At 62.2% G+C, this 23369-nt stretch carries 23 protein-coding genes; 8 read left to right on the top strand and 15 right to left on the bottom strand.

Translation table 11 applies throughout. From position 1 onward, the window contains the following. Positions 1 to 124 precede the first annotated feature (124 nt). Positions 125 to 1021, bottom strand: coding sequence for a phytanoyl-CoA dioxygenase family protein (locus AXW67_RS02385; RefSeq protein ID WP_063676331.1), 897 nt, complete (start codon positions 1019 to 1021; stop codon positions 125 to 127). Positions 1022 to 1377: 356 nt separating this feature from the next. Between AXW67_RS02385 and AXW67_RS02380 the strand changes: the two genes are divergently transcribed. Next, positions 1378 to 2292, top strand: coding sequence for a class I SAM-dependent methyltransferase (locus AXW67_RS02380; protein WP_082907731.1), 915 nt, complete (start codon positions 1378 to 1380; stop codon positions 2290 to 2292). A gap of 471 nt (positions 2293 to 2763) precedes the next feature. Next, the gene (locus AXW67_RS02375; RefSeq protein ID WP_063676327.1) at positions 2764 to 3270 is read left to right on the top strand and encodes a D-glycero-alpha-D-manno-heptose-1,7-bisphosphate 7-phosphatase; all 507 of its coding nucleotides are present in this window, start codon (positions 2764 to 2766) and stop codon (positions 3268 to 3270) included. Positions 3271 to 3421: 151 nt separating this feature from the next. Here AXW67_RS02375 and AXW67_RS02370 read toward each other — a convergent pair whose 3' ends face one another. Continuing rightward, the gene (locus AXW67_RS02370; protein WP_063676325.1) at positions 3422 to 4645 is read right to left on the bottom strand and encodes a phenylacetate--CoA ligase family protein; all 1224 of its coding nucleotides are present in this window, start codon (positions 4643 to 4645) and stop codon (positions 3422 to 3424) included. Positions 4646 to 4731: 86 nt separating this feature from the next. On the opposite strand from AXW67_RS02370, the gene AXW67_RS02365 reads away from it, so the two are divergent. Further along, positions 4732 to 5883, top strand: coding sequence for an AGE family epimerase/isomerase (locus tag AXW67_RS02365; RefSeq protein WP_063676324.1), 1152 nt, complete (start codon positions 4732 to 4734; stop codon positions 5881 to 5883). A 47-nt stretch (positions 5884 to 5930) separates the two neighbouring features. Here the strand turns inward: AXW67_RS02365 and AXW67_RS02360 are convergent, their stop codons facing one another. The 6 genes from AXW67_RS02360 to AXW67_RS02335 form a co-directional block, all read right to left on the bottom strand. Next, positions 5931 to 6770: an ABC transporter ATP-binding protein gene (locus tag AXW67_RS02360; protein ID WP_027554712.1), complete on the bottom strand. Its 840-nt coding sequence runs from the start codon at positions 6768 to 6770 to the stop codon at positions 5931 to 5933. Between the two features lie 164 nt (positions 6771 to 6934). Then, complete coding sequence (locus tag AXW67_RS02355) at positions 6935 to 8218, bottom strand: ABC transporter substrate-binding protein (RefSeq protein ID WP_063676322.1); 1284 nt, start codon at positions 8216 to 8218, stop codon at positions 6935 to 6937. 43 nt (positions 8219 to 8261) lie between these two features. Further along, positions 8262 to 9335 carry a branched-chain amino acid ABC transporter permease gene (locus AXW67_RS02350; RefSeq protein ID WP_063676320.1) on the bottom strand — a complete coding sequence of 358 codons (1074 nt, stop codon included), beginning with the start codon at positions 9333 to 9335 and terminating at the stop codon, positions 8262 to 8264. A gap of 3 nt (positions 9336 to 9338) precedes the next feature. After that, positions 9339 to 10232: a branched-chain amino acid ABC transporter permease gene (locus AXW67_RS02345; RefSeq protein ID WP_063676318.1), complete on the bottom strand. Its 894-nt coding sequence runs from the start codon at positions 10230 to 10232 to the stop codon at positions 9339 to 9341. Positions 10233 to 10455: 223 nt separating this feature from the next. Further along, positions 10456 to 12387 carry a long-chain fatty acid--CoA ligase gene (locus AXW67_RS02340; RefSeq protein WP_063676316.1) on the bottom strand — a complete coding sequence of 644 codons (1932 nt, stop codon included), beginning with the start codon at positions 12385 to 12387 and terminating at the stop codon, positions 10456 to 10458. Further along, positions 12384 to 13205 (bottom strand): ABC transporter ATP-binding protein, encoded by an 822-nt coding sequence (locus AXW67_RS02335; protein ID WP_027554717.1) that lies wholly within the window; start codon positions 13203 to 13205, stop codon positions 12384 to 12386. Before AXW67_RS02335 ends, AXW67_RS02340 begins: the two co-directional genes overlap by 4 nt. Before the next feature lie 335 nt (positions 13206 to 13540). Here AXW67_RS02335 and AXW67_RS02330 point away from each other — a divergent pair, with 335 nt between their 5' ends. Continuing rightward, positions 13541 to 14215, top strand: coding sequence for a Crp/Fnr family transcriptional regulator (locus AXW67_RS02330; protein ID WP_063676315.1), 675 nt, complete (start codon positions 13541 to 13543; stop codon positions 14213 to 14215). A gap of 6 nt (positions 14216 to 14221) precedes the next feature. Here the strand turns inward: AXW67_RS02330 and AXW67_RS40055 are convergent, their stop codons facing one another. From AXW67_RS40055 to AXW67_RS02305, 6 genes are all read right to left on the bottom strand, one after another. Then, positions 14222 to 14551, bottom strand: coding sequence for a hypothetical protein (locus tag AXW67_RS40055; protein WP_082907730.1), 330 nt, complete (start codon positions 14549 to 14551; stop codon positions 14222 to 14224). Then, the gene (locus tag AXW67_RS02325; RefSeq protein ID WP_063676314.1) at positions 14548 to 15855 is read right to left on the bottom strand and encodes an MFS transporter; all 1308 of its coding nucleotides are present in this window, start codon (positions 15853 to 15855) and stop codon (positions 14548 to 14550) included. Before AXW67_RS02325 ends, AXW67_RS40055 begins: the two co-directional genes overlap by 4 nt. Before the next feature lie 28 nt (positions 15856 to 15883). Further along, the gene (locus AXW67_RS02320; RefSeq protein WP_027554719.1) at positions 15884 to 16609 is read right to left on the bottom strand and encodes a LamG domain-containing protein; all 726 of its coding nucleotides are present in this window, start codon (positions 16607 to 16609) and stop codon (positions 15884 to 15886) included. Further along, positions 16606 to 17982, bottom strand: coding sequence for an ABC transporter permease subunit (locus AXW67_RS02315; RefSeq protein ID WP_082907729.1), 1377 nt, complete (start codon positions 17980 to 17982; stop codon positions 16606 to 16608). Before AXW67_RS02315 ends, AXW67_RS02320 begins: the two co-directional genes overlap by 4 nt. Beyond that, positions 17969 to 18715 carry an ABC transporter ATP-binding protein gene (locus tag AXW67_RS02310; protein WP_063676312.1) on the bottom strand — a complete coding sequence of 249 codons (747 nt, stop codon included), beginning with the start codon at positions 18713 to 18715 and terminating at the stop codon, positions 17969 to 17971. Before AXW67_RS02310 ends, AXW67_RS02315 begins: the two co-directional genes overlap by 14 nt. A 318-nt stretch (positions 18716 to 19033) precedes the next feature. Further along, positions 19034 to 19969, bottom strand: a complete 936-nt coding sequence (locus AXW67_RS02305) for a transcriptional regulator GcvA (RefSeq protein ID WP_063676310.1) — start codon at positions 19967 to 19969, stop codon at positions 19034 to 19036. A 130-nt stretch (positions 19970 to 20099) separates the two neighbouring features. Between AXW67_RS02305 and AXW67_RS02300 the strand changes: the two genes are divergently transcribed. The 4 genes from AXW67_RS02300 to AXW67_RS02285 all read left to right on the top strand — a co-directional run bounded on the left by AXW67_RS02300 (position 20100) and on the right by AXW67_RS02285 (position 21960). Beyond that, positions 20100 to 20336, top strand: coding sequence for a DUF1127 domain-containing protein (locus tag AXW67_RS02300; protein WP_063676303.1), 237 nt, complete (start codon positions 20100 to 20102; stop codon positions 20334 to 20336). A 42-nt stretch (positions 20337 to 20378) separates the two neighbouring features. After that, a complete protein-coding gene (locus tag AXW67_RS02295; RefSeq protein WP_063676301.1) occupies positions 20379 to 21071 on the top strand; it encodes a glutathione S-transferase family protein in 693 nt (230 codons plus the stop codon). A 197-nt stretch (positions 21072 to 21268) separates the two neighbouring features. Then, complete coding sequence (locus tag AXW67_RS42595; RefSeq protein ID WP_161491214.1) at positions 21269 to 21424, top strand: hypothetical protein; 156 nt, start codon at positions 21269 to 21271, stop codon at positions 21422 to 21424. A gap of 35 nt (positions 21425 to 21459) precedes the next feature. Continuing rightward, the gene (locus tag AXW67_RS02285) at positions 21460 to 21960 is read left to right on the top strand and encodes a chromate resistance protein ChrB domain-containing protein (RefSeq protein WP_245315374.1); all 501 of its coding nucleotides are present in this window, start codon (positions 21460 to 21462) and stop codon (positions 21958 to 21960) included. A gap of 105 nt (positions 21961 to 22065) precedes the next feature. On the opposite strand, the gene AXW67_RS02280 is transcribed toward AXW67_RS02285, so the two are convergent. Continuing rightward, a complete protein-coding gene (locus AXW67_RS02280; protein ID WP_063676296.1) occupies positions 22066 to 23328 on the bottom strand; it encodes an MFS transporter in 1263 nt (420 codons plus the stop codon). Between the last annotated feature and the right edge of the window lie 41 nt (positions 23329 to 23369).

The following is a 23369-nucleotide window of genomic DNA, read 5'->3' as shown; positions in this document are numbered from 1 at the left end:
CCTCTTGGGCAGGGAACTCGGTCCACTGCAGTCCGAAGGTTCCGTGCGGTGTTCTGTGGAAGCCAGGGACCTGAACTGCGCCAAGCATGATTCACCACTTCCCCTAGTGAGGAAGTGCAGGCTTCTATTTGCTGGGCCGGGGCGCCCGCACGCGCGACAGCCGAAGCGGTGCCGTTTTGACAAGTGTCGGTTCGCGACCGATATGGCGGTGCTTGAGCGCATATTTGGCCGCTAGTTTGACGTCGCCAATCCAAAGCCGCCGACCGATGGATCGCAAATAACCTAGACGCCCGAACGCTGGCTGCCCGATGCCGAATGCTTGCCTTTGCCGATCGTTTAGCGCGGCAAGGAAGCTTTGGCGATAGAGGTGATCAATCGCGCATTGAGGATGGCTCTGCGGTTGGTATAAGCACCAGATCACGCGACGGCCGGCCTTTTTCACCGGCGGTAGGTCATGCCAGACGTCCTGGTCGAAGACGAACGCCGTTCCGGGACCGCCGTGCACCTGCTGAATATCTTTCATACGAGGAACGTAATGTTTTTCGTCGATAAAGGGCTTTCCATCGGTCTGCAACAAACCGCCGATTTCATGGGTACCCGGAATGAAGCGAGTGCTACCGACTTCGGAGTCAACTCCTGATAGATAATAGAAGATCAAAATGCCGCCGTCGAAGTCGGTATGCATCTTGAGATGCGACGGATCGGGCTCGATTTTCTCCTGATAGCTGAACTCGGCCAGGAGACAAGGCTCGCCAAAGATCGATTCCATCAGCTCAAGAATTCGCTCATCTAGGGCAAGCTTCAGCGCGGACAGGCTGGCGATGCCGAGATGCTGAATCCAACGATTGCTGCCGAGAATGCTCGATCCGTAGATATCGTTGAAGTTGATCTGCTTGCGCCAAGGACCGATCTCCTTTTCGATCGAAGCGACCGTGTGGGTGGACAGGAAATTAGGTATCACAATTCCGCCCTGCGTTGTTACCGCGTCACGCAGCGCCGACCAATCCGTTTCCTGGTACATCGCTCCTCCCCTGTCGGCCGCCGTATAGACCAGGAAGCAGTTTTTCGCAACTAACTGCAGCCGCCGGTTTGACTGCATTGTAAAGAGTAGGCATCTGATCTAGACGGGCTGCGAAATCTAGGGCGGCGACCACAGTGAAGACCTTGTCGGAAAAGTCGAGGAGGGCGTTCCGAAAATGCCGTTTTTTATGATGGCCATAGCATTTCGAGCCTTCTCAGCTTTGAGCAGTTCGATGTTGCGCTCCTGTCGGAGGTGCTTGACGACGCTGCTCTGTATGAAACGATTGGGAACGTCGATCGACTGTTAAGTGCGGGGCTGCGGTGCTAAATGGGTGAAGCAAATCTCCGAGACGGCAAATGAACTCTCCTCTATCTGAAACAGAACCGGCGGATTCCGCAGCGACCGATTTGAGGAGCCGGCCAGGCTCCAGGCCGTCACAACCAAGCTCTAGCGAGAGCTTTGGCTTCCAGTGGGCTAAATTCAAGACGACGCAGTTAGATAGCCACACCGGCCTCTCCCTCACGCTGACGCGGTTCTTCTCGAACACGAGATGGAAGCCGAAGGAACTCTATGGCAAGTCGATTCTCGAAGCTGGATCTGGGGCCGGACGCTTCACCGAAATTTTGTTAGACGCGGGCGCCATTGTCACTACGTTCGATGCGTCGGTTGCGATCAATGTCAACAGGGAGAACAATGCCTGGAAGGGCGACGTGAAATTCCTGCGCGCGGACATCTATGAAATTCCCGTGCCGGACGGATCGTTCGATTTCGTGTTCTGCTATGGCGTTATCCAGCATCTTCCGGACGCTGAGAAAGCTGTCAGATCGCTCGTCTCGAAGCTGAAGCCTGGTGGACGCATCAGCATCGACCATTATCTGAAGACATCAGCGCTCGATCCGTTCAATCAGCCGAAATACTTCTGGCGCCGCTGGACGGTTGGCATGGAGCCGGACAAGCTCTTGCACATTATCCGCGCCTATATGCCGTTTTGGCTTCCGATCAACACGCTAATCCAGCGTATTCCGTATTTTGGTCCGAAAATCGCGGCGCTGACCATGATTCCCTGCTGGAATTACCTTCGTTCAGGTTTGAACAGGCAGCAACGGCTGGAGTGGGCGATCCTCGACACGTTCGACGCGCTATCGCCAGTTTATGATACGCCTCGCACACTTGAAGAGGTTCGCGAGTTGATTGCCCGCTGTGAAGGATTAACTGAAATAAGCGTGTTCTATGGCAGCAACGGTGTAGTGGCCAACGCTGTTAAGCGCTGATCGTTTGTTCTCCACCAGCAGAATGCCTGCTCTAGAAGGGTTAGCTGAATGCTTCCGATACGCATTCAGTCGACCGGCGCGGATCCGTCTACAAGTAAATCGAGAAACGCTCCTAAAAGCGCAGCAACGGGTCGAGCAAGAATACATTCGTTGAAAAGCAACAGTATGGCGGATGAAGTCGAGGTTTCTTCCAGCGCCGGAATTGGCAAGTTCGTCAAGTTGTATCGCGGCTACTATGGAGTGTAGCTGCTGGATAGAAGTTCTTGGCCACGACCATGCCATGCCCATCCAGCTGCAGCGTAGGTTTTATTCGACTATAGCTTTGCCGCAGATGGACTTTATCGGCAAGAGAATGCGAAAAGCAGATCGCCAGCATAACGCCGTGGGCTTCTTGCGCGGTTCTTCGACGAACGCAGTTGGCGCGACAGGAATTCGATCGCAATGCCTGCTTCGGTCCGTAAGTGTGCGATAATGAAGAGACCCGCCGTCTTTTTTGACCGTGATGGCGTCCTCAACGAGGACATCGGCTATCTCTACGAGAGAGCGAAGTTCAGGTGGACGCCGGGTGCGCGGGAAGCCGTAAAGGCAGTCAACGATGCCGGATATCTGGCGTTCGTGATTACCAACCAGTCGGGCGTTGCGAGAGGGTTGTACAAGGAAGCCGATATCCTGGCTCTTCACGCGTGGATGGCAGAGGAGCTGGCCGAAATCGGCGCCCGCATCGATGCTTTCGAGTATTGTCCGCATCATCCCGAGGCCATTGTTGAGCTCTATCGCAGGTCGTGCACCTGCCGAAAGCCCGGGCCGGGCATGATTACGACCCTTATGGAACGCTTCCAGGTTGATCCTAATCGAAGCTTTCTCATTGGAGATAAGCTCACTGACATTGAAGCCGCGACTGCAGCGGGGATAGGCGGCTATCTCTTCGATGGTTCGGATCTCGAGCACTTCGTCAAGAGCCGTTTACACAATAGATAAACAACAATCGAGCTACATCCCGACTCCAAGCAAGGTTTGCGTCCCAGATCCGTGGGAAGTCCAACGGGCGCCTTGGAATTAATAGCTCCAGGATCTCGAGTTGATTCATTGTCTTTGCGGTAGTTCATAAAACTGCTCGGCGGTCGCGCCCCTACCGCTCATCCGCAATCACCTTGCCGTCGTTCGGCAGCAAGCCAGGGCTCACCAGCTCAACGGCCCCGCCGAGTTTCGTCACCGCGCGCAAGCTGACGGTAAGCTCCTCGCGGAGTGCTTCGCTTGGTGCCGCCGCTTCCGCCCTCAAGGTCATCGCATCGGTCTCGCGCTCGCGCGTGACGACCAGGCGGAGGCGTCCGAGACCGGGGTGGCGCCTGCCGATCTCGGCGATCTGCTCGGGGCGGACGAACATGCCCTTGACCTTGGTGGTCTGGTCGGCGCGGCCCATCCAGCCCTTGATGCGCATGTTGGTGCGGCCGCATTTGCTGGGGCCGGGCAGCGCTGCAGTGAGGTCGCCGAGTGCGAGGCGGATCCAGGGATGGTGCGGGTCGAGCGAGGTCACCACGATCTCGCCGACGTCGCCTTCCGCAACGGGATCGCCGGTGCCGGGCTTGACGATCTCCAGGATCAGATCCTCGTTCACGACCATGCTCTCGCGCGCTTCGGTCTCGAAGGCGATCAGACCCAGATCGGCGGTGCCGAAGGCCTGGTAGGCGTCGATGCCGCGCGCCTTGATCTCGGCCTGGAGCGAGGGCGGGAACGCGGCGCCCGAGACCAATGCGCGCTTGATCGAGGAAACATCGCGGCCGGAGGCCGCTGCGGCATCGAGCAGGATCTTCAGGAAGTCGGGCGTGCCGCTGTAGCCGACCGGCCGGTAGGCCTCGATCAGCTCGAATTGCGCTTCCGTATTGCCCGGGCCGGCCGGGATCACGGCGCAACCGAGCGCGCGCGCCGAGGCATCGAAGATGAAGCCGCCGGGGGTGAGGTGGTAGCTGAAGGTGTTGAGCACCACATCGCCTTCCCGGAACCCGGCCGCGAAAAGCGCCCGGGCGCCGCGCCAGGGATCGGCCTGCCGCCCCTCCGGCTCGAAAATTGGACCCGGGGAGGTGAACAGCCGGGCGAACGCGCCGGGGGCAGCCGCCACGAAGCCTCCGAAGGGCTGGGAGGCCTTGTGCAGGGCCGGCAGTTCCGACTTGCGCAGCACCGGAAGGCGCGCCAGCGCGGCTCTGGAGGTCACTGAGGCCGGGTCGACGCCCCCGAGCCGCTCGGCATAGGCGGGTGCCGCCATCGCGCTCTGCAGCACGCCCGGCAGGCGAGAGAACAGCTCGGCCTCGCGCGCGGCTTGCTCGCGCGTCTCCAGGGCGTCGTAATGGGCGGTCATGGCTGGTCCTCGGGGGTTGGCATCCGTTGCGCGCCGCCGCCGGCATCGGTATCAGACGGCAATTGCGGTGGCCTGGAGAGGTTAAGGTGGCGGACGAACGGATCGTTGCGGCGGAGCAGACGGCGGATGTCGTCGCGCGCCTGAAGCGCCGCATGATGGACGAGGCGCTGCCGCTGTGGTCGACCATCGGCTGGGACCATGCCGCAGGCGGCTTCGTCGACCGGCTGCACCGCGATGGCACGGCGGATACGGCCGCGCCGCGGCGTGTGTTCGTGCAGGCGCGCCAGATCTGGTGCTACGCCAAGGCGGCGCAGATGGGCTGGTACGCGGACGGCCGCGCCATTGCGCTGAAGGGGCTGGAGCACCTGCTGGCGAAGGCCAAGGCGCCCGACGGCCGGCCCGGCTATGTGCACCGGCTGACGCCCGACGGTGCGGTGCTGGACGGCCGGCGCGACGCCTACGATCACGCCTTCATCCTGTTTGCACTGGCCGCCGTCTATGCGCTGGACCGGGACGTGCAGGTTCGCGCCGAGATCGATGCGCTGCTCGCCTTCCTCGACGGTCATTTGCGCTCGCCGCACGGCGGTGTCCACGAAAGCTTGCCGGTCTCGCTGCCGCGACGGCAGAACCCGCACATGCACCTGTTCGAGGCGATGATCGCGTGCTTCGACGCGACGCACGACCTGTCGTTCCAGAATCGTGCCGGCGAGTTCTTCGCGCTGTTCCTCGCCAATCTCTACGACAAGCAGAAGCGGATCCTGACCGAGTATTTCGAGGAAGACTGGTCGAAGATCGAGCCGGTCAGCGTCGAGCCCGGCCACCAGGCCGAGTGGGTCTGGCTGCTCAAGGGTTTTGAACGCATCACGGGATGCCCGACCGGACAGCGTCGAGCCGAGCTCCTGGCCACCGCGCTGCGCTATCGTGATGAGGCGACCGGCTGCCTCGTCGACGAGGGCGATGATGCCGGCAACATCCGCCGCAGCACGCGCCGGCTGTGGCCGCAGACCGAGATGGCGAAGGCGTGGATCGCGCAGGCCGAGTCGGGCGAAGCGCGCGCGGCGGAGGAAGCGCGCGCGGCGCTGGTGCGGCTCGAACGGCATTATCTCGGCCACGCCGTGAGAGGCGGCTGGTACGATCAGTTCGATCGCGACGGCGCGTCGCTGGTCGACACCATTCCTGCTTCGTCGTTCTATCATGTTCTCTGCGCAGTCACGGAAGCGGAGCTGGTGCTGAGCTAGGACTCTTTCGTCTTGACGCGTTTTCTTCACGCTTGAAAACGCTACGGTCAAAGCCAGCGCTTGCGCCGCTTGAAGCTCTTCAGGTTCTTGAAGCTCTTGCGCTGGTCGCCTGCGCCGCCGAGATAGAATTCCTTGACGTCCTCGTTGTCGCGCAGTTCGTCCGCGGTGCCGTCGAGCACGACCTTGCCCTGCTCCATGATGTAGCCGTGGCTCGCCACCGAAAGCGCGGCGCGCGCGTTCTGCTCGACCAGCAGGATGGTGACGCCGAGATCGCGGTTGATCTTCTGGATGATCGAGAACACCTCCTTCACCAGCAGCGGCGACAGGCCCATCGAGGGCTCGTCCATCAAGATCATCTTCGGGCGCGCCATCAGCGCACGGCCGATCGCGAGCATCTGCTGCTCGCCGCCGGAGAGATAGCCGGCAAGCCCGGTACGCTCCTTCAGGCGCGGGAAATAGTTGAAGACCATGTCGAGATCGGCATTGACCTCGCGGTCCCGGCGGGTGAAGGCGCCTAGCTTCAAATTCTCCAGCGAGGTCATGTCGGCGACGATGCGCCGGCCCTCCATCACCTGGAAGATGCCGCGGCGCACGATCTTGTCGGGATCGATGCCGGCGATGGCGGAGCCCTCGAACAGGATCTCGCCGCGCGTGACCTCGCCGTCCTCGGTCTTGAGCAGCCCCGAGATCGCTTTCAGTGTCGTCGACTTGCCGGCGCCGTTGGCGCCCAGCAGCGCCACGATCGCGCCCTTGGGCACGTCGAGGCTGAGGCCGCGCAGCACCAGGATGACGTCGTCATAGACGACCTCGATGTTGCGCACGCTGAGCAGCGGAGCCGGCGCGACGGCGGTCGGCTTGGCGCGGGTTGCTTCGAGGGCTTCGGTCATGTTTCACAGATCTCCGCTGTCGTCGCCCGGCTTGACCGGGCGACCCAGTATTCCAGAGACGCCCGACGTTCCCTGAGAAGCCGCGGCGTAATGGATCCCCCGCTCCAGTGCGCAATTGCGCACAAGGCGGGGGATGACAGTTGTGCGCGTGGCGAGCGTTGAGCTCACCACCCCAGCAACTCCGGCTTGCGCGGGAGCTCGATGGTCTTGACCTTCTCGAGCTTGATCGTGCCCTTGGCCATGAGGTCGTTGAGGTCGCCGTCGGTCGCGCCCGCGACCTTGGTGCGATAGAGGTCGACCTTCAGCGTGCCGCGATGGTCCTTCTCGGTCCAGGTCGATGGATTGCAGACGCCTTCCATGCCGGCCGGTACCCAATCCTTCTTCTGGTAGAAGCCCTTCACGACGTTGTCGCCGGTGGCGCCGCCGTTCTTGGCGGCCCAGTCGAGCGCCTCCTTCATGTAGAGCGCCGAGCAGACCGCCGCGATGTAGTGCACGGGGCGATAGACCTTGCCGGTGGGGTCGGACATCTTCGAGATCTCCATCACCGTCTTCATGCCGGGCGCATCGCCGCCCCAGCTCACGGCGGTGCGCAGCGGGAAGATGACGCCGTCGGCGGCATCGCCCGCGGTCTTGGCGGCGTTCTCGTCCATGCCCCAGACATTGCCGAGGAACTGCACGTCGGCGCCGGCGGTCTTACAGGCCTTCATCACCGAAATGTTCGAGGCCGCGGTGTTACCGAGATAGGCGTAATTGGCGCCGGAGGATTTCAGGCTCAGGCACTGCGCGCTGTAGTCACCCGGCGTCAGCGCGAACACCAGCGGCGGCAGCACTTCGAAGCCGAGCTCCTGCGCCATGGCTTCGCCGGCCGCCTTCGGCGCGTTCGGGTAGGGGTGGTTGGCGCCCATGTGCACGAATTTCGGCTTGCCGGGCTTGCCCTTGACCTTCCAATCCTCGGCCGCCCACATCAGCATCGCGCGCAGCGAGTCCGAATAGCTCGGGCCGTAGAAGAAATTGTAGGGCGCCGGCTTGGCCTTGCCGCTCGTGCCTTCCGGATCGGTCAGCGCCGCGGCATAGGAGCCGGACATGTCGGGAATCTTGTCCTGGGCGAGAAAGCCGGTCAGCGCCTCGGTGTCGGCGGTGCCCCAGCCCATGATCGCGGCGACCTTGCCGTCGGGCGCCGACCACTTCTTGTACAGCGCGATCGCGCGCGGCACCTGGTAGCCGTAGTCGTTGGTGTCGACGCTGACCTGCTTGCCGCCGACGCCGCCGTTCTTGTTGACCCAGGCGAAGGTGTCTGCGACGGCCTGGCCGTAGGGCGTGCCGACGTCGGAGGTGCCGCCGGAATAATCGGCGAGATGCCCGATCGCGATCTGCGCCTGCGCGCTCGCCGAGAATGCGGCGATCGCCAGCGCGAGAGATGCGGTGCTCAAGAGCGATTTCGTCTTCATGGGTTGGTTCCTCCTGTTATCGTTTAAGTGAAGTTCCCGAAGCTCAATGCGAGAATGGGTAGAGTTTCCAATAGGCCTTGATCTGCCGCCACCGATGCGCGAGCCCGTCCGGCTCGAACATCAGGAACGCGATGATGATGAGCCCGATCGCGATTTCGCGCAGGAAGGTGATGTTGGTGTTGAGCGAGAGGGCCTGATCGATCGCGCCTCCCTTCAAATGCAGGCTCAGCCACTCCATCGATTCCGGCAGCAGCACCACGAAGGCGGTGCCCATCAGCGTGCCCATGATCGAGCCGGTGCCGCCGATGATGATCATGGCGAGGAACAGGATCGAGCGCTCGATGCCGAAACCCTCCTGGGAGACCACGAGCTGGTAGTGCGCATAGAGCGCGCCGGCGATGCCGGCGAAGAAAGCGGCGAGGCCAAACGACAGCGTGCGGTATTTGGTAAGGTTGATGCCCATGATCTCGGCGGAGAGATAATGGTCGCGGATCGCCACCAGCGCCCGGCCGTCGCGCGTGCGCATCAGGTTGGTGACGAGGATGTAGCTGAGGAGCACATACGCCAGCACCACATAGAAATATTGCTTATCGCCGCGCAGCGTGTAGCCGAAGATCGAGAACGGCTCGGCGCTCGCCGGCACCGATCCGCCGGAGAACCATTCGGCGCGGGAGAAGAAGTCGAGCAGGATGTACTGCGCCGCGAGCGTCGCGATGACCAGGTAAAGTCCCTTCAGCCGCGCCGCCGGGATGCCGAAGATCAATCCGACCAGCGCGGTGATCACGCCCGCGAGCGGGATCGCGAAGAACACCGGGATCGGCGCGTTGTTGGAGATGTAGGCCGAGGTGAAGGCGCCGAGCAGGAAGAAGGCGGCATGTCCGATCGAGATCTGCCCGGTGAAGCCGACCAGAATGTTCAGGCCGAGCGCCGCGATCGAGAAGATGCCGATCTGGATCAGGATGCTGAGCCAGTATCCGCCAAAGAATTGCGGCGCGAGGCAAAGCAGCAGCACGCCGGCGATGGCGAAATTGCGGCTGGTCTTCGTCGGGAAGATCGTGGTGTCGGCCGCATAGGAGGTGCGGAAGTCACCGGCAGGGATGAGGGCAGGGCCAGCCATGGGTCAGATCCGCTCGATGTCGTGGGTGCCGAACAGGCCGTAAGGCTTGATCATCAGCACGATGATCAAGACGTAGAACGGTGCGATCTCGTAGAGATTGCCCCAGTGCAAATACTGGCTGTCGACATATTGGGCGATGTTTTCCAGAAGCCCGATGATGATGCCGCCGAGCACGGCGCCGCCGACGGAATCGAGCCCGCCGAGGATCGCGGCCGGAAACACCTTGATGCCGTAGCCCGCAAGCCCCGAGGACACGCCGTTGACGACGGCGACGACGACGCCCGCGACCGCGGACACTGTGGCCGAGATCGCCCAGGCCATCGCGAACACGCTCTTGACGGATATGCCGAGCGATTGCGCCACCTGCTGGTTGAACGCGGTGGCGCGCATCGCAAGGCCGTACTTCGAGGCGCGGAAGAACCAGGCCATGCCGATCATCATGGCGACCGACACCACGAGGCTCATGAGATAGACGGTCTGGATCTGAAGTCCGAACAGGTTGACCGACTGGCTCTCGAACACGCGCGGGAACGGCTGCGGGTTGACGCCGAACATCCATTTCAGCGCCGCCTGGAACACGGTGGAGAGGCCGATCGTCACCATGATCACGGAGATGATTGGTTCGCCGATCATCGGCCGCAGGATCAGGACCTGGATGGCAATGCCGAACACGAACATGAAGACCAGTGTCATCGGCATGCCGATCCAGAACGGCACCTGGTATTTCGCGAGCAGTGCCCAGCACACCCAGGCGCCGACCAGCAACAATTCGCCTTGCGCGAAGTTGACGACTTGGGTGGCCTTGTAGATCAGCACGAACGACATCGCGACCACGCCATAGAGCGTGCCGACCACGAGGCCGTTGACGAGAAGCTGAATGAGGAGGGCGGTGTTCATGTTGATCCACGCGCTGAATGCTGAAGCGATGGTGGTGCACCCTCTCCCCTTGTGGGAGAGGGTGGCTTCGCGAAGCGAAGCCGGGTGAGGGGTTGTCTCCGCAGTGAAGGTGCCGCGAGAGGACCCCTCACCCGAGTGAGGGTGTGGCTATGAGCGGAGATGCCCTCTCCCACAAGGGGAGAGGGCGCAGCAATGCGCATCCCGCATATTGCTTGCAAATGCCTCACTCCGCCGCCTCCGCCATGGGGCCGTGCTCGCCGAGGTCCACGACGCGCAGCGTGGTGCGCACGCGCTGGGTGGTGCCGTCCTGGAAGCGGATGACGGTGTCGACGGGGATGTCGGCGTCGCCGCGGTAGATGGCGTCGATGATGCCTTCGTATTTCTCGTTGATGACGCCGCGGCGCACTTTTCTCGTGCGGGTGAGCTCGCCGTCGTCGGCATCGAGCTCCTTGTAGAGCAGGAGGAAGCGCGAGATGCGCTGCGCCGGCGGCAGTGTGGCGTTGACGGTCTCGACTTCCTTCTGAAGCAGCGCATAGACCTCGGGCCGCGAGGCGAGGTCGCTGTAGGTCGTAAACGAGAGCCGGTTCTTCTCCGCCCATTTCGAGATGATCGAATAGCGGATGCAGATCATCGCTGCGAGCGCGTCGCGGCCTGCGCCGAGCACCACGGCCTCGGCGATATAGGGCGAGAATTTCAGCTTGTTCTCGATGAACTGCGGCGAGAAGCGCTCGCCGCGCGAGGTCTCGGCGAGATCCTTGATGCGGTCGATGACGACGAGCTGCCTGTTGTCGTTGAAGTAGCCGGCATCACCCGACAACATCCAGCCATCCCTGATGTCGGCGACGCTCGCTTCCGGGTTCTTGTAGTAGCCCAGGAACATGTTGGGATGCCGCACCACGATCTCGCCGACGCCGTGGACGTCGGCGTTGTCGATGCGGATCTCGACGCTGTCGGCCATCGGCACGCCGGTGGTATCGGGATCGACCTTGCCCTCGGGATGGAGCGTGTAGGCGCCGAGCAGCTCGGTCTGGCCGTAGAGCGTGCGCAGCGGCACGCCCATGGCCTGGAAGAACTTGAAGGTCTCGGGCCCGAGCGCCGCGCCGCCGGTGGCCGCCGAGCGAAGGCGGGTGAAGCCGAGCCGGTCGCGCAGCGCGCGGAACAGGATCATGTCGGCGAAGCCCGAACGCTTGCCCTGTTCGAGCGCGGCGAGACCCGTCTTCATGCCGAGGTCGAACAGGCGCTGCTTGAAGGGCGTCGCGTCCATCACCTTGGCGCGGACGTCGGCGGCGATCGATTCCCATACGCGCGGTGCAAACAGCACGAACGTCGGGGCGATCTCGCGTAGATCGTTCATCATGGTGTCGGGCTCTTCGACGAAGTTGATCTTCATCCGGCACAGGAGGCCTTTGCCGAGCACGTAGACCTGTTCCATGATCCACGGCAGCGGCAGCACCGAGACGTATTCGTCGTCGGGTCCCTTGGGGTCGAAGGCGAGATAGGTCGCGCAATGGCCGAGCACGCGGCCGGCGGCGAGCATCGCGAGCTTGGGATGCGAGGTGGTGCCCGACGTCGTGCAGAGGATCGCGACGTCCTCGCCCTTCGTCGCATCCACCAGCCGATCATAAAGCTCCGGCTCTCGCGCAGCCCGCGCCCGGCCGAGCTCGGCGAATTTCTCCGCCGACATCAGCCGCGGATCGTCATATTTCCGCATCCCGCGCGGATCGGAATAGATGATGTGCTTCAGCTTCGGCACGCGCTCGGCGAGCGCGAGCAGCTTGTCGACCTGCTCCTCGTCCTCGGCAAAGACGAGCTGGGCTTCGCCGTAGTTGAGGAGGTAGGAGGCCTCCTCATCCAGAACGTCGCGATAGAGTCCGAGGCTCAAGCCTCCAATGGCGTGGGTCGCCACTTCCGCTGAGACCCAGTCCGGCCGGTTGTCGCCGATGATGCCGATGACGTCGCCCCGGCCGAGGCCGAGTTCGACGAGGCCGAGCGCGAAATCGCGCACCCGCCTCTGGTAGTCGTTCCAGGTGAACGGGCGCCAGAGGCCGAAGTCCTTTTCGCGCAGCGCGATCTCGTCGCCATGCTCCTTCGCGTTGAGCCGAAGCATCTTCGGATAGGTGTCGGCCTGCGCGACGCGCCCCGCATAATCCATCATGCCGCGCTCTCCGTCTGTACGGGCGCATCGTCCGGATCGACCAGCACCTCGTCCTCCTCGCCGAGATAGGCGCGCTTGACGTGTGGATCGGCGAGAACGGCGGCCGGATCGCCCTCGGCGATCTTGCGGCCGAAATCCAGCACCATGACGCGGTGGGAGATGTCCATCACCACGCCCATGTCGTGCTCGATCATCACCACCGTCATCCCGAACTCCTCGTTGAGATCGACGATATAGCGGGCCATGTCCTCCTTCTCCTCGAAGTTCATGCCGGCCATGGGCTCGTCGAGGAGGATGAGGCGCGGCTCCAGCGCCATGGCGCGCGCGAGTTCCACGCGCTTGCGCAGGCCGTAGGAGAGGGTGCCGGCGGTCGCCTTGCGTACCGACTGGAGATCGAGGAAGTCGATGATTTCCTCCACCTTGCGGCGGTGCTCCAGCTCCTCCTTGCGCGCGCCGGTGAGCCAGTAGAGCGAGCCGGTGATGAAATTGTTCTTCAGGAGGTGATGGCGGCCGACCATGATGTTGTCGAGCACGCTCATGTGGTGGAACAGCGCCAGATTCTGGAAGGTGCGGCCGATGCCGAGCGAGGCGCGGGCATTCGGCGTCAAGGCGGTGATGTCGCGGCCCTGGTAGAAGAGCTGGCCCTCGGTCGGCTTGTAGCGACCGGAAATACAGTTCACGATCGAGGTCTTGCCGGCGCCGTTGGGGCCGATGATGGAGAACAGCTCGCCCTCCTTGATGGCGAAGCCGACATCGGTCAACGCGCGGACGCCGCCGAATCGCAAGGACACGCCGCGCACTTCAAGACTGGTCGCCACCAACAAATCCCTCCCCGGTGATGGCGCTTGCCGCGCTCTTCATCCGCTTCTGCCTGGGCGATCCTAGTACGGCCGTGCCGGTGAAGCCATGCAGCTATTGGTCTCGACCGGCTTGGTGCCGCTCTTGCTCCCGTCGGGATCAAAAGTCGCATCGCCCAAGGTGGCCCTAAATAGGGGAAAGCGCTATTTTGAAATGTCTCGCGCCTGACAATTCGGCGACAAAGTTTTTTTCGGGCGAGGGGACGCCTTCGTCTTTCGTCGGATGGGGGCAAAGCGGATTTGTTGCGACGCAGCAATCGGGGGAGTGACGAAACGGTGCGGCTGGCTTCGGGATCATGATTTCAGAGGATCATCTGAAGCGCGTCGCCGCGTGGTCGCGCGAGCTCACGGACCGGGAGATCGAGGTCGCCCGCGCCGGCATCACGGAGCGCTCCTACGGCACCGGCGAGACCGTTTTCATGCGCGGCGACACGTTCGCCTATTGGGCCGGCATGGTCAGCGGCCTTGCCCGCATGGGCGGGGTCTCGCGCGACGGCAAGGAGACCAGTCTTGCCGGGCTGACGGCCGGCGCCTGGTTTGGCGAGGGCAGCGTGCTCAAGAACGAGCCGCGCCGCTATGACGTGGTCGCGCTGCGGGACAGCCGCGTCGCGCTGATGGAGCGCAGCGCCTTCATGTGGCTGTTCGAGAACAGCGTCGGCTTCAATCGCTTCCTGGTGTGCCAGCTCAACGAGCGGCTCGGCCAGTTCATCGGCATGCTCGAGGTCAACCGCACGCTGGATGCCACTGCGCGTCTCGCCCGCAGCATCGCCTCGCTGTTCAACCCGATCCTCTATCCGGAATCGACCACGCATCTGGAGATCACCCAGGAGGAGATCGGCGCGCTCTCCGGCATGTCGCGGCAGAACGCCAACCGCGCGCTGAACCGGCTGGAGAAGGAGGGGCTGCTGCGACTCGAATATGGCGGCGTCACCATTCTCGACATCGAGCGGCTGCGCGGGTACGGCGACTAGTCTGGTTCATTTCGATTTGCAGGACTTCAGACACATCCGGTACTCGGTCTTGCACGCCGGTCCGGCATAATTCTTCATGCAGGCCTTATGCTGCTCAGCGCAGACTTTGCAGGCTTGCGCGCCGACGGCAGAATTGGTGGCTACAAGCGCTGCTATTGAAAGAGCAAAGGCCAAGTATCGCATCGAGTCCCCCTTCAGTGTGCGCGTCGCCCTGGCTCCTGTCGGTTGATTGCCTTGCGACGGTGGATTGCCCTGCGCAAGGACGGGCGTGCTGGCCAGCACGGCGGTCGAGGCCGCTGCTGCAACGAAATTTCGGCGTTCTCTGTCGACTGTCATTGCACTCTCCGCCGTTGAACGCCCCCGAACCTCGAAATCTGCCCGGTTCTCCCTGCCGCCTGCTCGGCTTCCTCGGGCGGCTTGATGTGACGGAATGACAGGAGCAGTGCAACGTCATAGGCGATCTTCAGAGCGCCGCAGATCACGAGCGGCAGTCCCGAAAATGCCGTCCCGAGCATCGCGCCCGCCAGGCTCGGACTGATGGCGGAGGCCAGGCTGCGCGGGACGGCAGTCGCGCTGGCCGCTGCCGGGCGTTCCTCGGGCGTGACAACCGCCATCACGTAGGAGGTACGTGTCGGCACATCCATCTGCGACAGCGCCGCCCGGATCGAAAGCAGGGCCAGCACAACCGTCAGGTTCGGAGTGAGGGCGGCCGCGATCAGGCAGATGCTTGAGGGGATGTGCGTGAACACCATTGTGTTGACCAGCCCGAACCGCTGCGACAGCCTTGCGGCGAGCGGATAGGAAAAGGCGGACAGCGTGTTGGACCAGAAAAAGAAGAGGCTGGCGCTCGCAAGCGAGAGGTCGAAGCGCTCGAAGAGCCACAAGGCGACCAGCGATTGCACGGCAAAGCCGCCGGCAAACGCATCGACACTGAAGAGAGCCGCAAGCCCGTAGACAATTCGCCGCGAAGGCCCGAGGACCGAAGCCTTCGGTCGTTGATCAATTGCGGGTGAGGATTTCGGAAGCAAACGATAGAGAACTGCACCGATGAGACCAAGGACGGTGTAGACGAAGAACATGGACTTCAGGGCAACGAGCCTCGGCACATCAAACGAAACGAGAAAGTCGGGCACGGTGGCCACCAAGGCGCCCGCCGCCGTCGAGAGGCCGCCAATCAGGCTGTAGCGGGCGAAGACCTGCGTACGTTTCTGGTCGCTCGCATCGCTCGCCAGCAGAGCGTGCTCGATCGGCACGAAGATCCCGATGTCTCCTGGCGAGGGATTGATCGTGCCGACAAAGGCCAGGACCAGAACGACCGGAAAGGCTTCCGCGAACGGAAACGCCAGACCTGTCAGCATCATCGTGAGCGCGCCCAGCAGCAAGAGCGTCCGCAAGTCGCGATGACCTCCCAGCCGACCGACGCCCAGCGTGAGGAGCGCGGTCCCCAGCAGGGCGCCGGTGGCAACCACGCCAACCTGGAAAGGGGAGTAACCCAGTTCGACGAGGTAGGCCGGCAGAAGGATCGTGGCAAAGCCATCACCAAACCCGCGCACGGCGCGTGCACTGAATAGCAGCGCGATTGCCGACCGGCGCTTGAGCCGCGGTTCGACGTTTTGGGTGGTGTCTGGCCGACCATTCATCCGCGCAGGTCCTCCAGCAGTGCCTCATTCAATTGCCGGCAGCTACGGTGTAATCCGCGAAATACATGTGGCTGTCGGCCTTCGACCAAAGTCCGATCCGGCCGGACACCGGTTGCGCCAGCGTGTGTTCCAGGTACAGCTTTCCGTCGAGATAGCCTTCCACCTTCGTGCCGTCGATGCGGACCTTGAGGTCGTGCCACTGCCGCGTCGCGGTCGGCGTGTTGCGCACCCATTTGACGGAGGAGCGCTTGCCGTTCTCGAACTTCCACAGCACGATATTGTTCTCCAGACAGTTCGCGCGAACTGTCAGGTAGTCTCCGTTTGGCTTGAGGTTGAAGAGGATGCCGGCGCCCTGATCGATCCGGCCGGACAAGCCCTCAAAGCGCACCGAGATCTCGCCATTGGTGAAATTGTCGACCTTCGGCGCAACCACGTACGGATAATAGGCATAGGCCTGCACGCGATCGAGGAACTCCGCGTAGCGTTCCCCGTAGAGCGCGCGCGCCTTGTCGGCGATGCCCGCCGACGATTGTCCTTCCTTCCACTGGCGACCATCGACCGTGAGCACTTTCCTGCCGCTCTCCTCCTCAATCCTCCAGAAGCCAACCACCGGCACCAGTGATTTTGGCTCCCCGCCGACGGTTTCATTCGAGAGGTCAATCTTGACTGGTTCTGCGGCCAAGCCCGGCAGCGCCAGCGCCGCAAGACCAGCTGCCGCAAGGATGATCACTCCGAATTTCTTGTTGGCAATCATGGCTTAACTCCTTGATGAACGAGAGAACCCTTGTCCGGAGGGAGTCGGCGGATCCGCCACCACGCGAGCACGGTCAGGAGCGGCAATCCGCCGAAGAACCAAAGCAGCGTCGTGTCCGCGCTCACCACCAATGGATAACCGGGGTACCCTTCGCCCACGCCGGCGGCCGGCGGCCGTGCGCCCGCGAGTGCATACAGCAGCGGCAGTATCTCACGCGGGCTGGTGGAGCGGCTTACGTCGGTGTGATCACCGTAGACATATTCGATCTGGCCATAGGCGTCTGATGGATTGGCCACGTTCGACCGGTCGCCCGCGAGAATAACGGTGACGTCACGCACAGCGCGCTCGAGCTTCGCGAGAACGTTCCGCCGAAGATCGATATAGCGGGGGTCCTCAGCGGCGAGATGGACCCTGATCACCAAGGGGCGTCGAAGCGTCGCGAGCAAGCGTTCATCCGCACGCGAGAAGGAGTTGCGACGATCCTCGCTGAGATCCAAGGACGCCCTTAACTGTGCCGCGACGGTGAGCGCAATAACAACGACAAGCACACAAGACACAGAACGGATGACCTTCGTTCGCATCGGTGTACCAGGAGGGAGCCAGACAACCGTCAGCGCGGCGAGCCCACCAATGACGGCCGCGATGCCGAGCACTAGACCGGCCGAGAGAAGCCCCTGCTCGAAGGGACGCAGCGCCTGCGTTAGCGACAATTGCGCAAGCCAAGCCGACAGGCCAGAGCGGCCCGCGAGCGTAAAATCCAGTACCCATGATCCAATCGTGACTGCCAGCGTGACGATGGCGGCAGTAGCCGAATTGTCGGAGATGACCGCGGCGAACAACCCGATGGCGCCGGCCAGAAGACCGTAGAGCAAATGACCGAACAGAAGGTTCAGCGTCTCCGGTGCAGCCAGATGGCCCCCCAATATGGCCCACGCAGGCAACGCGGAAAGCGCAGGGATGCTCACCATGAGCCATGCTGCGAGCACAGCACAGAATTTTGCGGCGATCAGCGTCGAAGGCCGGTACGGCAATTGAACCAGCAGGCGCAACGCGCCACTTTCCTTCTCCTGGCCCAGCACCCGGATCGCCACGAAAGGAAACAACAACGTAACCGCCACAAAGAATGCGCCGAATGTCGGAACGAGGATTCCATCGAGCGGTGACAGGCTCCTCGCCAGAACTGGCGACTGGAGGGCCGCCGCACTTGACTCGCTATAGAGCGAGACTGCCTGGGCGAAGCTGTATCCAACGAGCGGACAGACCAGCAGCAACATGGTCCAAAGTGCGCGCCCGGAAGTGATCTCGCGAAGCTCCTTTGCGAGCAGCGGAGCGATCGGTGCGGCCGATCGTGCGTGTGCCTCACGTAAGCGCAAGGAAGATATCCTCCAGTGAGCCGTTCGGCAGTCCCGTCTGCGCACGCAATTCGGCAAGTCCTCCCGATCCGCGCACCTGCCCTGCCGAGAGCAGGATGAAGCGGTCGCAGACCCGTTCGGCATCCCGCAACTGATGAATTGAGAGGATCAGCGTGCGTCCGCGTGCCGTCTGGCGACGCAGCAAGCCCATGACGTCGTGCGCCTGCCGCAAGTCAAATCCGTCAAATGGTTCGTCCATCAGCAACAGGTCATGCGGCGCAAGCAGTCCGATGGTCAGCATCAGACGTCGGGCGTATCCCTTCGACAGAGCCTGCACGCGCTTTCGAAGCACCGGCTGCAATCCGAGCGATTCGATGGTCGACCTGATGTCTGCGTCTGAGCGTCGAAAGACGTCGCCGACAAATGACACGACCTGCTGGGCCGTTTGGTCTTGGTATGGACGAACGGCATCAGGCAGGTAGAACAAAGCGTCGCGCCGACGGCCTGCGTGTAACGGCTCTCCGCGCCAAAAGACGTCGCCGGAGTTCACCGGTAGAAGCCCGGCAACGGCTTCCAGCAGCGTCGTCTTGCCGGCACCATTTGGACCGATAATGCCGAGGATTTCGCCCGCGACAGCAGAGAACGTCACGCCGTCGATGGCGGCGCCGTCGCTTCCATAGCGCTTGGTCAGGTTTCTCACGCGCAGCAAAGGCGTCGAACGATCTGGCGAAAACCCGTCGTTGACGGTTGACATGCTGCGTCCTTCTCAGGAGTTCGGACGCGATGCTTGGGCATGTCGCCTCATGGGGAGATCGCCATCCCCAAGCCCGCGACTTTGCCAAAGCGGGACTGCTTGTCAATCAGGAACCAGCAGATGCGAGGCCTGCTAACTTCGCCGGTTATTCACTTCGGTTTGATCGAGCCCCCTGGGCTAATCAAGTGCCAAAGCGTTCGGCCTTCTGTTCCTGGCGTCAGAGCAGTGCCATCATTGACGAGTGGCAGAGTTCCCCGGCTTAAAATCGCACCGGACTCCCGAGCAACGATAATTCGGCAAGGTACGACGGTTTGGTTATTACCGCCGCTTCGTCATCGAGCTCCCGGTAAGCGATTTGAGCTGGCGTAGGTCGTTCGACGCCTCCGCGAGCAGCCAGTCACGAAAAGTCGCGATCTTCGGTAGCGACGCAGTCGCCTTGGGGCAAACGATCCAATAGGTCTTGGACACTGGCAAGGACTCCGGGAATGCGAGCGCCAGCCGCTCGTTGATCAGATCCCATGCCGCCAACGTCGTCCGCGCAAGAGCGATACCCTGCCCATTGATAGCGGCATCGATAACCATGCTCGCACGATTGAGCACGGGGCCGTGTGTGACGTCGGCGTCATCGATGCCCACCCCGCGCAGCCAATTCGCCCAGTCGGATCGGCTATCCAGGTGGATCAAAGGAAATTTCAGGATGCCGGCGACCCCGCTGATGCGGCGACGGCCCGACAGCAATTTTGGACTACACACGGCGAACAGCCGTTCCGAGGAGAGCCTTACGGAATCGAGACCCGGCCAATTGCCGTCGCCGTGGCGCACCGCAAGATCGACCTCCTCGCGGGCAAAATCGACGTGGTGCATTGTGGCCGAGACGCGGAGATCGATGCCGGAATGCGCCTCCGCGAAATGGCCAAGCCGGTGCACCAGCCACTTGGCTGCAAAGTCGGGTGAGGTGCTGACGGTAAGAACGCCTGCGCTCTGCCGCTGCAACAAACGCTCGGTGCCAGCAGCGATACGGTCCAGCGCATCGCGCACAACAGCGAGATAGTCCCGGCCCGCCTCGGTGATGATCAGGCGCTGGCGCTCGCGATTGAAGAGTTTGATCGCAAGTTCTGTTTCAAGCGACTTCACCTGGTGGCTCACCGCACCCTGGGTGACACACAGCTCTTCGGCGGCGCGCGTAAAGCTTTCATGCCGGGCTGCGGCTTCGAAGGCCTTCAGTGCGTTCAGCGGCGGCAAATGCGGACGCATTGCGAACCTTCCCTGAGGAAGTTCATGAGAAAAATTGGGGCAGGCCTGAGAAACGATGCTTTGCGGACCGCGCCCTGCCGGCCCTATGCAGGCGGCGACAACGCGAAACCATGGGATTTGGAGCCACCAAATGTCAACGCTTTTTGCCAATAGCGACTTTGTAGGGCGAGTTCGCCGCAATGCAACGACGGTCGATCATCAACGGAATTCATGGCTCGTACTGATCGACCGCTGGCTGGCCAGCAGCGAGCGGATGCATCAGCGCGCCGGCCTCCGCGCGATTGCCGATGATCCCCACCTCCTTGCCGATCTCGGACTCACCCGGGAGGAGGCTCTGGAGCAGGCCGATGTGCCGTTCTGGCGCTGATCGAACTCGATCGACCACAAGTGAAAGAACTGGGAGGAGGAAATGTCCGAGACCATTCTTTACGGCTTTCCGCGCAGCACATTTGTCAACATCGTGCGGCTCGTCCTGACCCACAAGGAGGTGGCCTACACCTTCCAGGACATCGAGCCGATGATGGGCAAGCCCGAACATCTCGCACTGCATCCTTTCAATCGCGTCCCGATCTTCCGGCACGGCGACTTCGTCGTTTATGAGACGAGCGCCATCGTCAGCTACATCGATGAGGCGTTCGAGAGCGCGCGGCTCACGCCGCAAGATCCACGGGCGCGGGCGCGCATGAATCAATGGATTGGCGTGGTCAATTCCTACGTCTACCCATACATGATCTATCACGTGACCCACGAGCGACTGGTCTTTCCGGAGCTTGGGATCGCTTCCGACGAAAAGGTCGTGGCGCATGCACTGCCCAAGGTCGAAACGGCGCTCGCAGCCGTCGAGCGCGAACTCGCCGACGGTCGACATTATCTGCTCGGCCCGGAACTCACGATCGCAGATTTCTTCCTGTTGCCGAGCACGTTTGCATTCAGCCTGACCGAAGAAGGCAGGGCCATGTACCCGAAATATCCAGCCTTCTGCCGATGGTGGGAGCGCATGGAGAGCTTGCCGACGACCCAGAAGCTTCGCGCGATCTTACCGCCACGTCAGCCCATTCTACATGCCCGCGAATGGGCGAACTCGCACCGACCAAAATACTGACTTTGCAGATCCTCCTTGTCGGAACTTCCTGCAAGGCCTAAGTTGACGCTTCGGGGAAACACAGGCTCCCCGCCAGACGGCTACACCGTCCAAGCTCTGTGCAACGCTCGATTTTCGAGGAGATTGCACGTGGACGGAAACCTCTTTCAATTCTTGAGATGGACCGGCTCTCGGCGGCGAAGCGACGCGAGGTCGCCATGCCCTTGAAGAGCCTTGGCATCATCAAAATCCCAGGCGGTGCGGAAAGCCTTCGACTACGCCGCATGACGCTGTCGGGATTTCCGGGTGTCGCTGGCGCCGTCGCTGCACACACGACGGCGCTGGTCGTGCCGGACCGGCGCTACGTCGTCTAACCCGCTCACGGCGGGATTCTCGTCCTGGCAGACGCGTGATCTGCCAAGCTGAAACCGAACAGGAGGATCAAATGAAGTGGATTACCCGAGAGCACGTCAAAGTCGATCGCGTCGCCTGCCCGTGGCTCATCAAGAAGTTCGTCGACAAGGACGCCGAATTCATCTTTGCGCCGGCCGATAAGGTCATGGCCGAGGCAAAGCGGCTCGACGCCACTCCGTACGACGTCAAGGACGTCGAACTTGGCCATCACGGCAAAGAATGTTCGTTCGAAGCGATCCTGAAGAAATACGAGCTGACAAACGATCCGGCGCTCGTCCTTCTCGGCAGGATCGTGAATGGTGCCGACACTGACAATACGCTTTACCATCAGGCCGAAGGACCCGGGCTACAGGCGGTGGCGGAAGGTTTCCGCCGCCTCGGCTACAAGGACGATCATGCGCTCAACGCCGCCGAGTGGATCGTCTACGACGCGCTGTACGCCTATGCCCAGGAAATGGTGAAGGGTGGCAAGCCGGCTGGGAAGTTTGCGAATTAGCTGCTGAGCAGCCCGCAGGCGGAATGCCGGTACGCAAAGGACAATGATATTGCCGTTGCTACCGCCACAACACGCATGATCTCTCCTCTAGAGGCGGACGCATCATCATCCTCCGTTGGCCGGCGCGTGCGCCGGCCAGAGATCCTCACGCCAGCGGATCGCGATCGCCAGCATCGCGATAAGCCCCGAGACCGCATACAGCGATCCCATCGCGGAATAGCCGATCAGGTCGATGAGGCTGCCCGCCGCAAGCAGCCCGAGCGGCAGGCCGTAGATCACCATCATGCGCACCCCCATGACGCGGCCCCGGAGGTGCGCACTCGCGGTGCGCATCAGGATCACGGCGGCTGCAATCATCGACATGCTCTGGGCGATGCCGGCGAGCACGAGGCAGGCCATGGCCACCGGCATGGTCCTCAGTCCGACGAAAACCAGCAACATCGCGTACCAGGCGAGCGTTGCCCCGATCAGAAGCCGGGCAATGCGCACGCCGCTCACCAGGCTGAGCGTGATCGAACCGGTCAGCGAGCCCACGGCGAAGCTCGCCGACAGATAGCCGAGACCGGTCTGGTCGGTGTGAAAGATGTCGCGCGCGACGAAAGGCAATAGGCCATTCGTCAGCGGAAATGCGGTGAGATTGGCCAGGAAGGCGACGCAGAGCGCCGCACGCATCCCCGGGCCATTCCAGGCGTACACGATGCCTTCCTTCAGATCGCCCAGCAATCTCGGGACAGCGCGGTTGTTCGCCGGGAGATGACCTGTGGCAACTGACTTTTTCGGCCGGGTCAGGCAGAACATCAGGACCGCGGCTGCAAGATAGAAACCTGTAATCGCCACGTACAGGAGGCTGATGCCGAGGGTCGCGAACAGTCCGGCGCCGGTCAACGCTCCGGCAATGCGCGCGCTGTCCTGCGTCGTGCGTGCGACGCTGATCGCGCCCACCAGCTGCTCGGCCGGCATGATGTCGGCGAGCAGCGCGCCACGAACGCCGAGATCCGAGGGACGGATCAGACCCATGATCGCGACGATGATCATGACATTGAACGGCGCCAGATGACCGGTGAGGGCCAGCGCCATGATGGTCGACGACAGTGCGGTGTATGAAAGACGCATCACGACCAGAAGGTCGCGGTGGCCGATGCGGTCTCCGACCATCCCGAGCACCGGTGCAACCAGCGTCCCGACATACTGCAATGATGCAAGGACGGTCAGCAGCAGCACTGAGCCGGTCTGCACCATGATGTACCAGCCGAGCACCAGCGTCTCGACCTCGAACGCCCAGGAGGTGAGCAGATCGGACGGCCATTGAAAGCGGTAGTTGCGGATCCGGAATGGCGCGAGCGCGGATGGTCGTGCGGTCTTGTTCAAGACGTGATGACGGGGTTCACGGCGATCCCCTGACCCTTATT

The sequence above is a fragment of the Bradyrhizobium neotropicale genome (assembly GCF_001641695.1).
In the GTDB taxonomy this organism is placed as follows: domain Bacteria; phylum Pseudomonadota; class Alphaproteobacteria; order Rhizobiales; family Xanthobacteraceae; genus Bradyrhizobium; species Bradyrhizobium neotropicale.
Note: the sequence above shows the minus strand (reverse complement) of the source record. Positions and strands in the feature narration are given on the sequence as shown.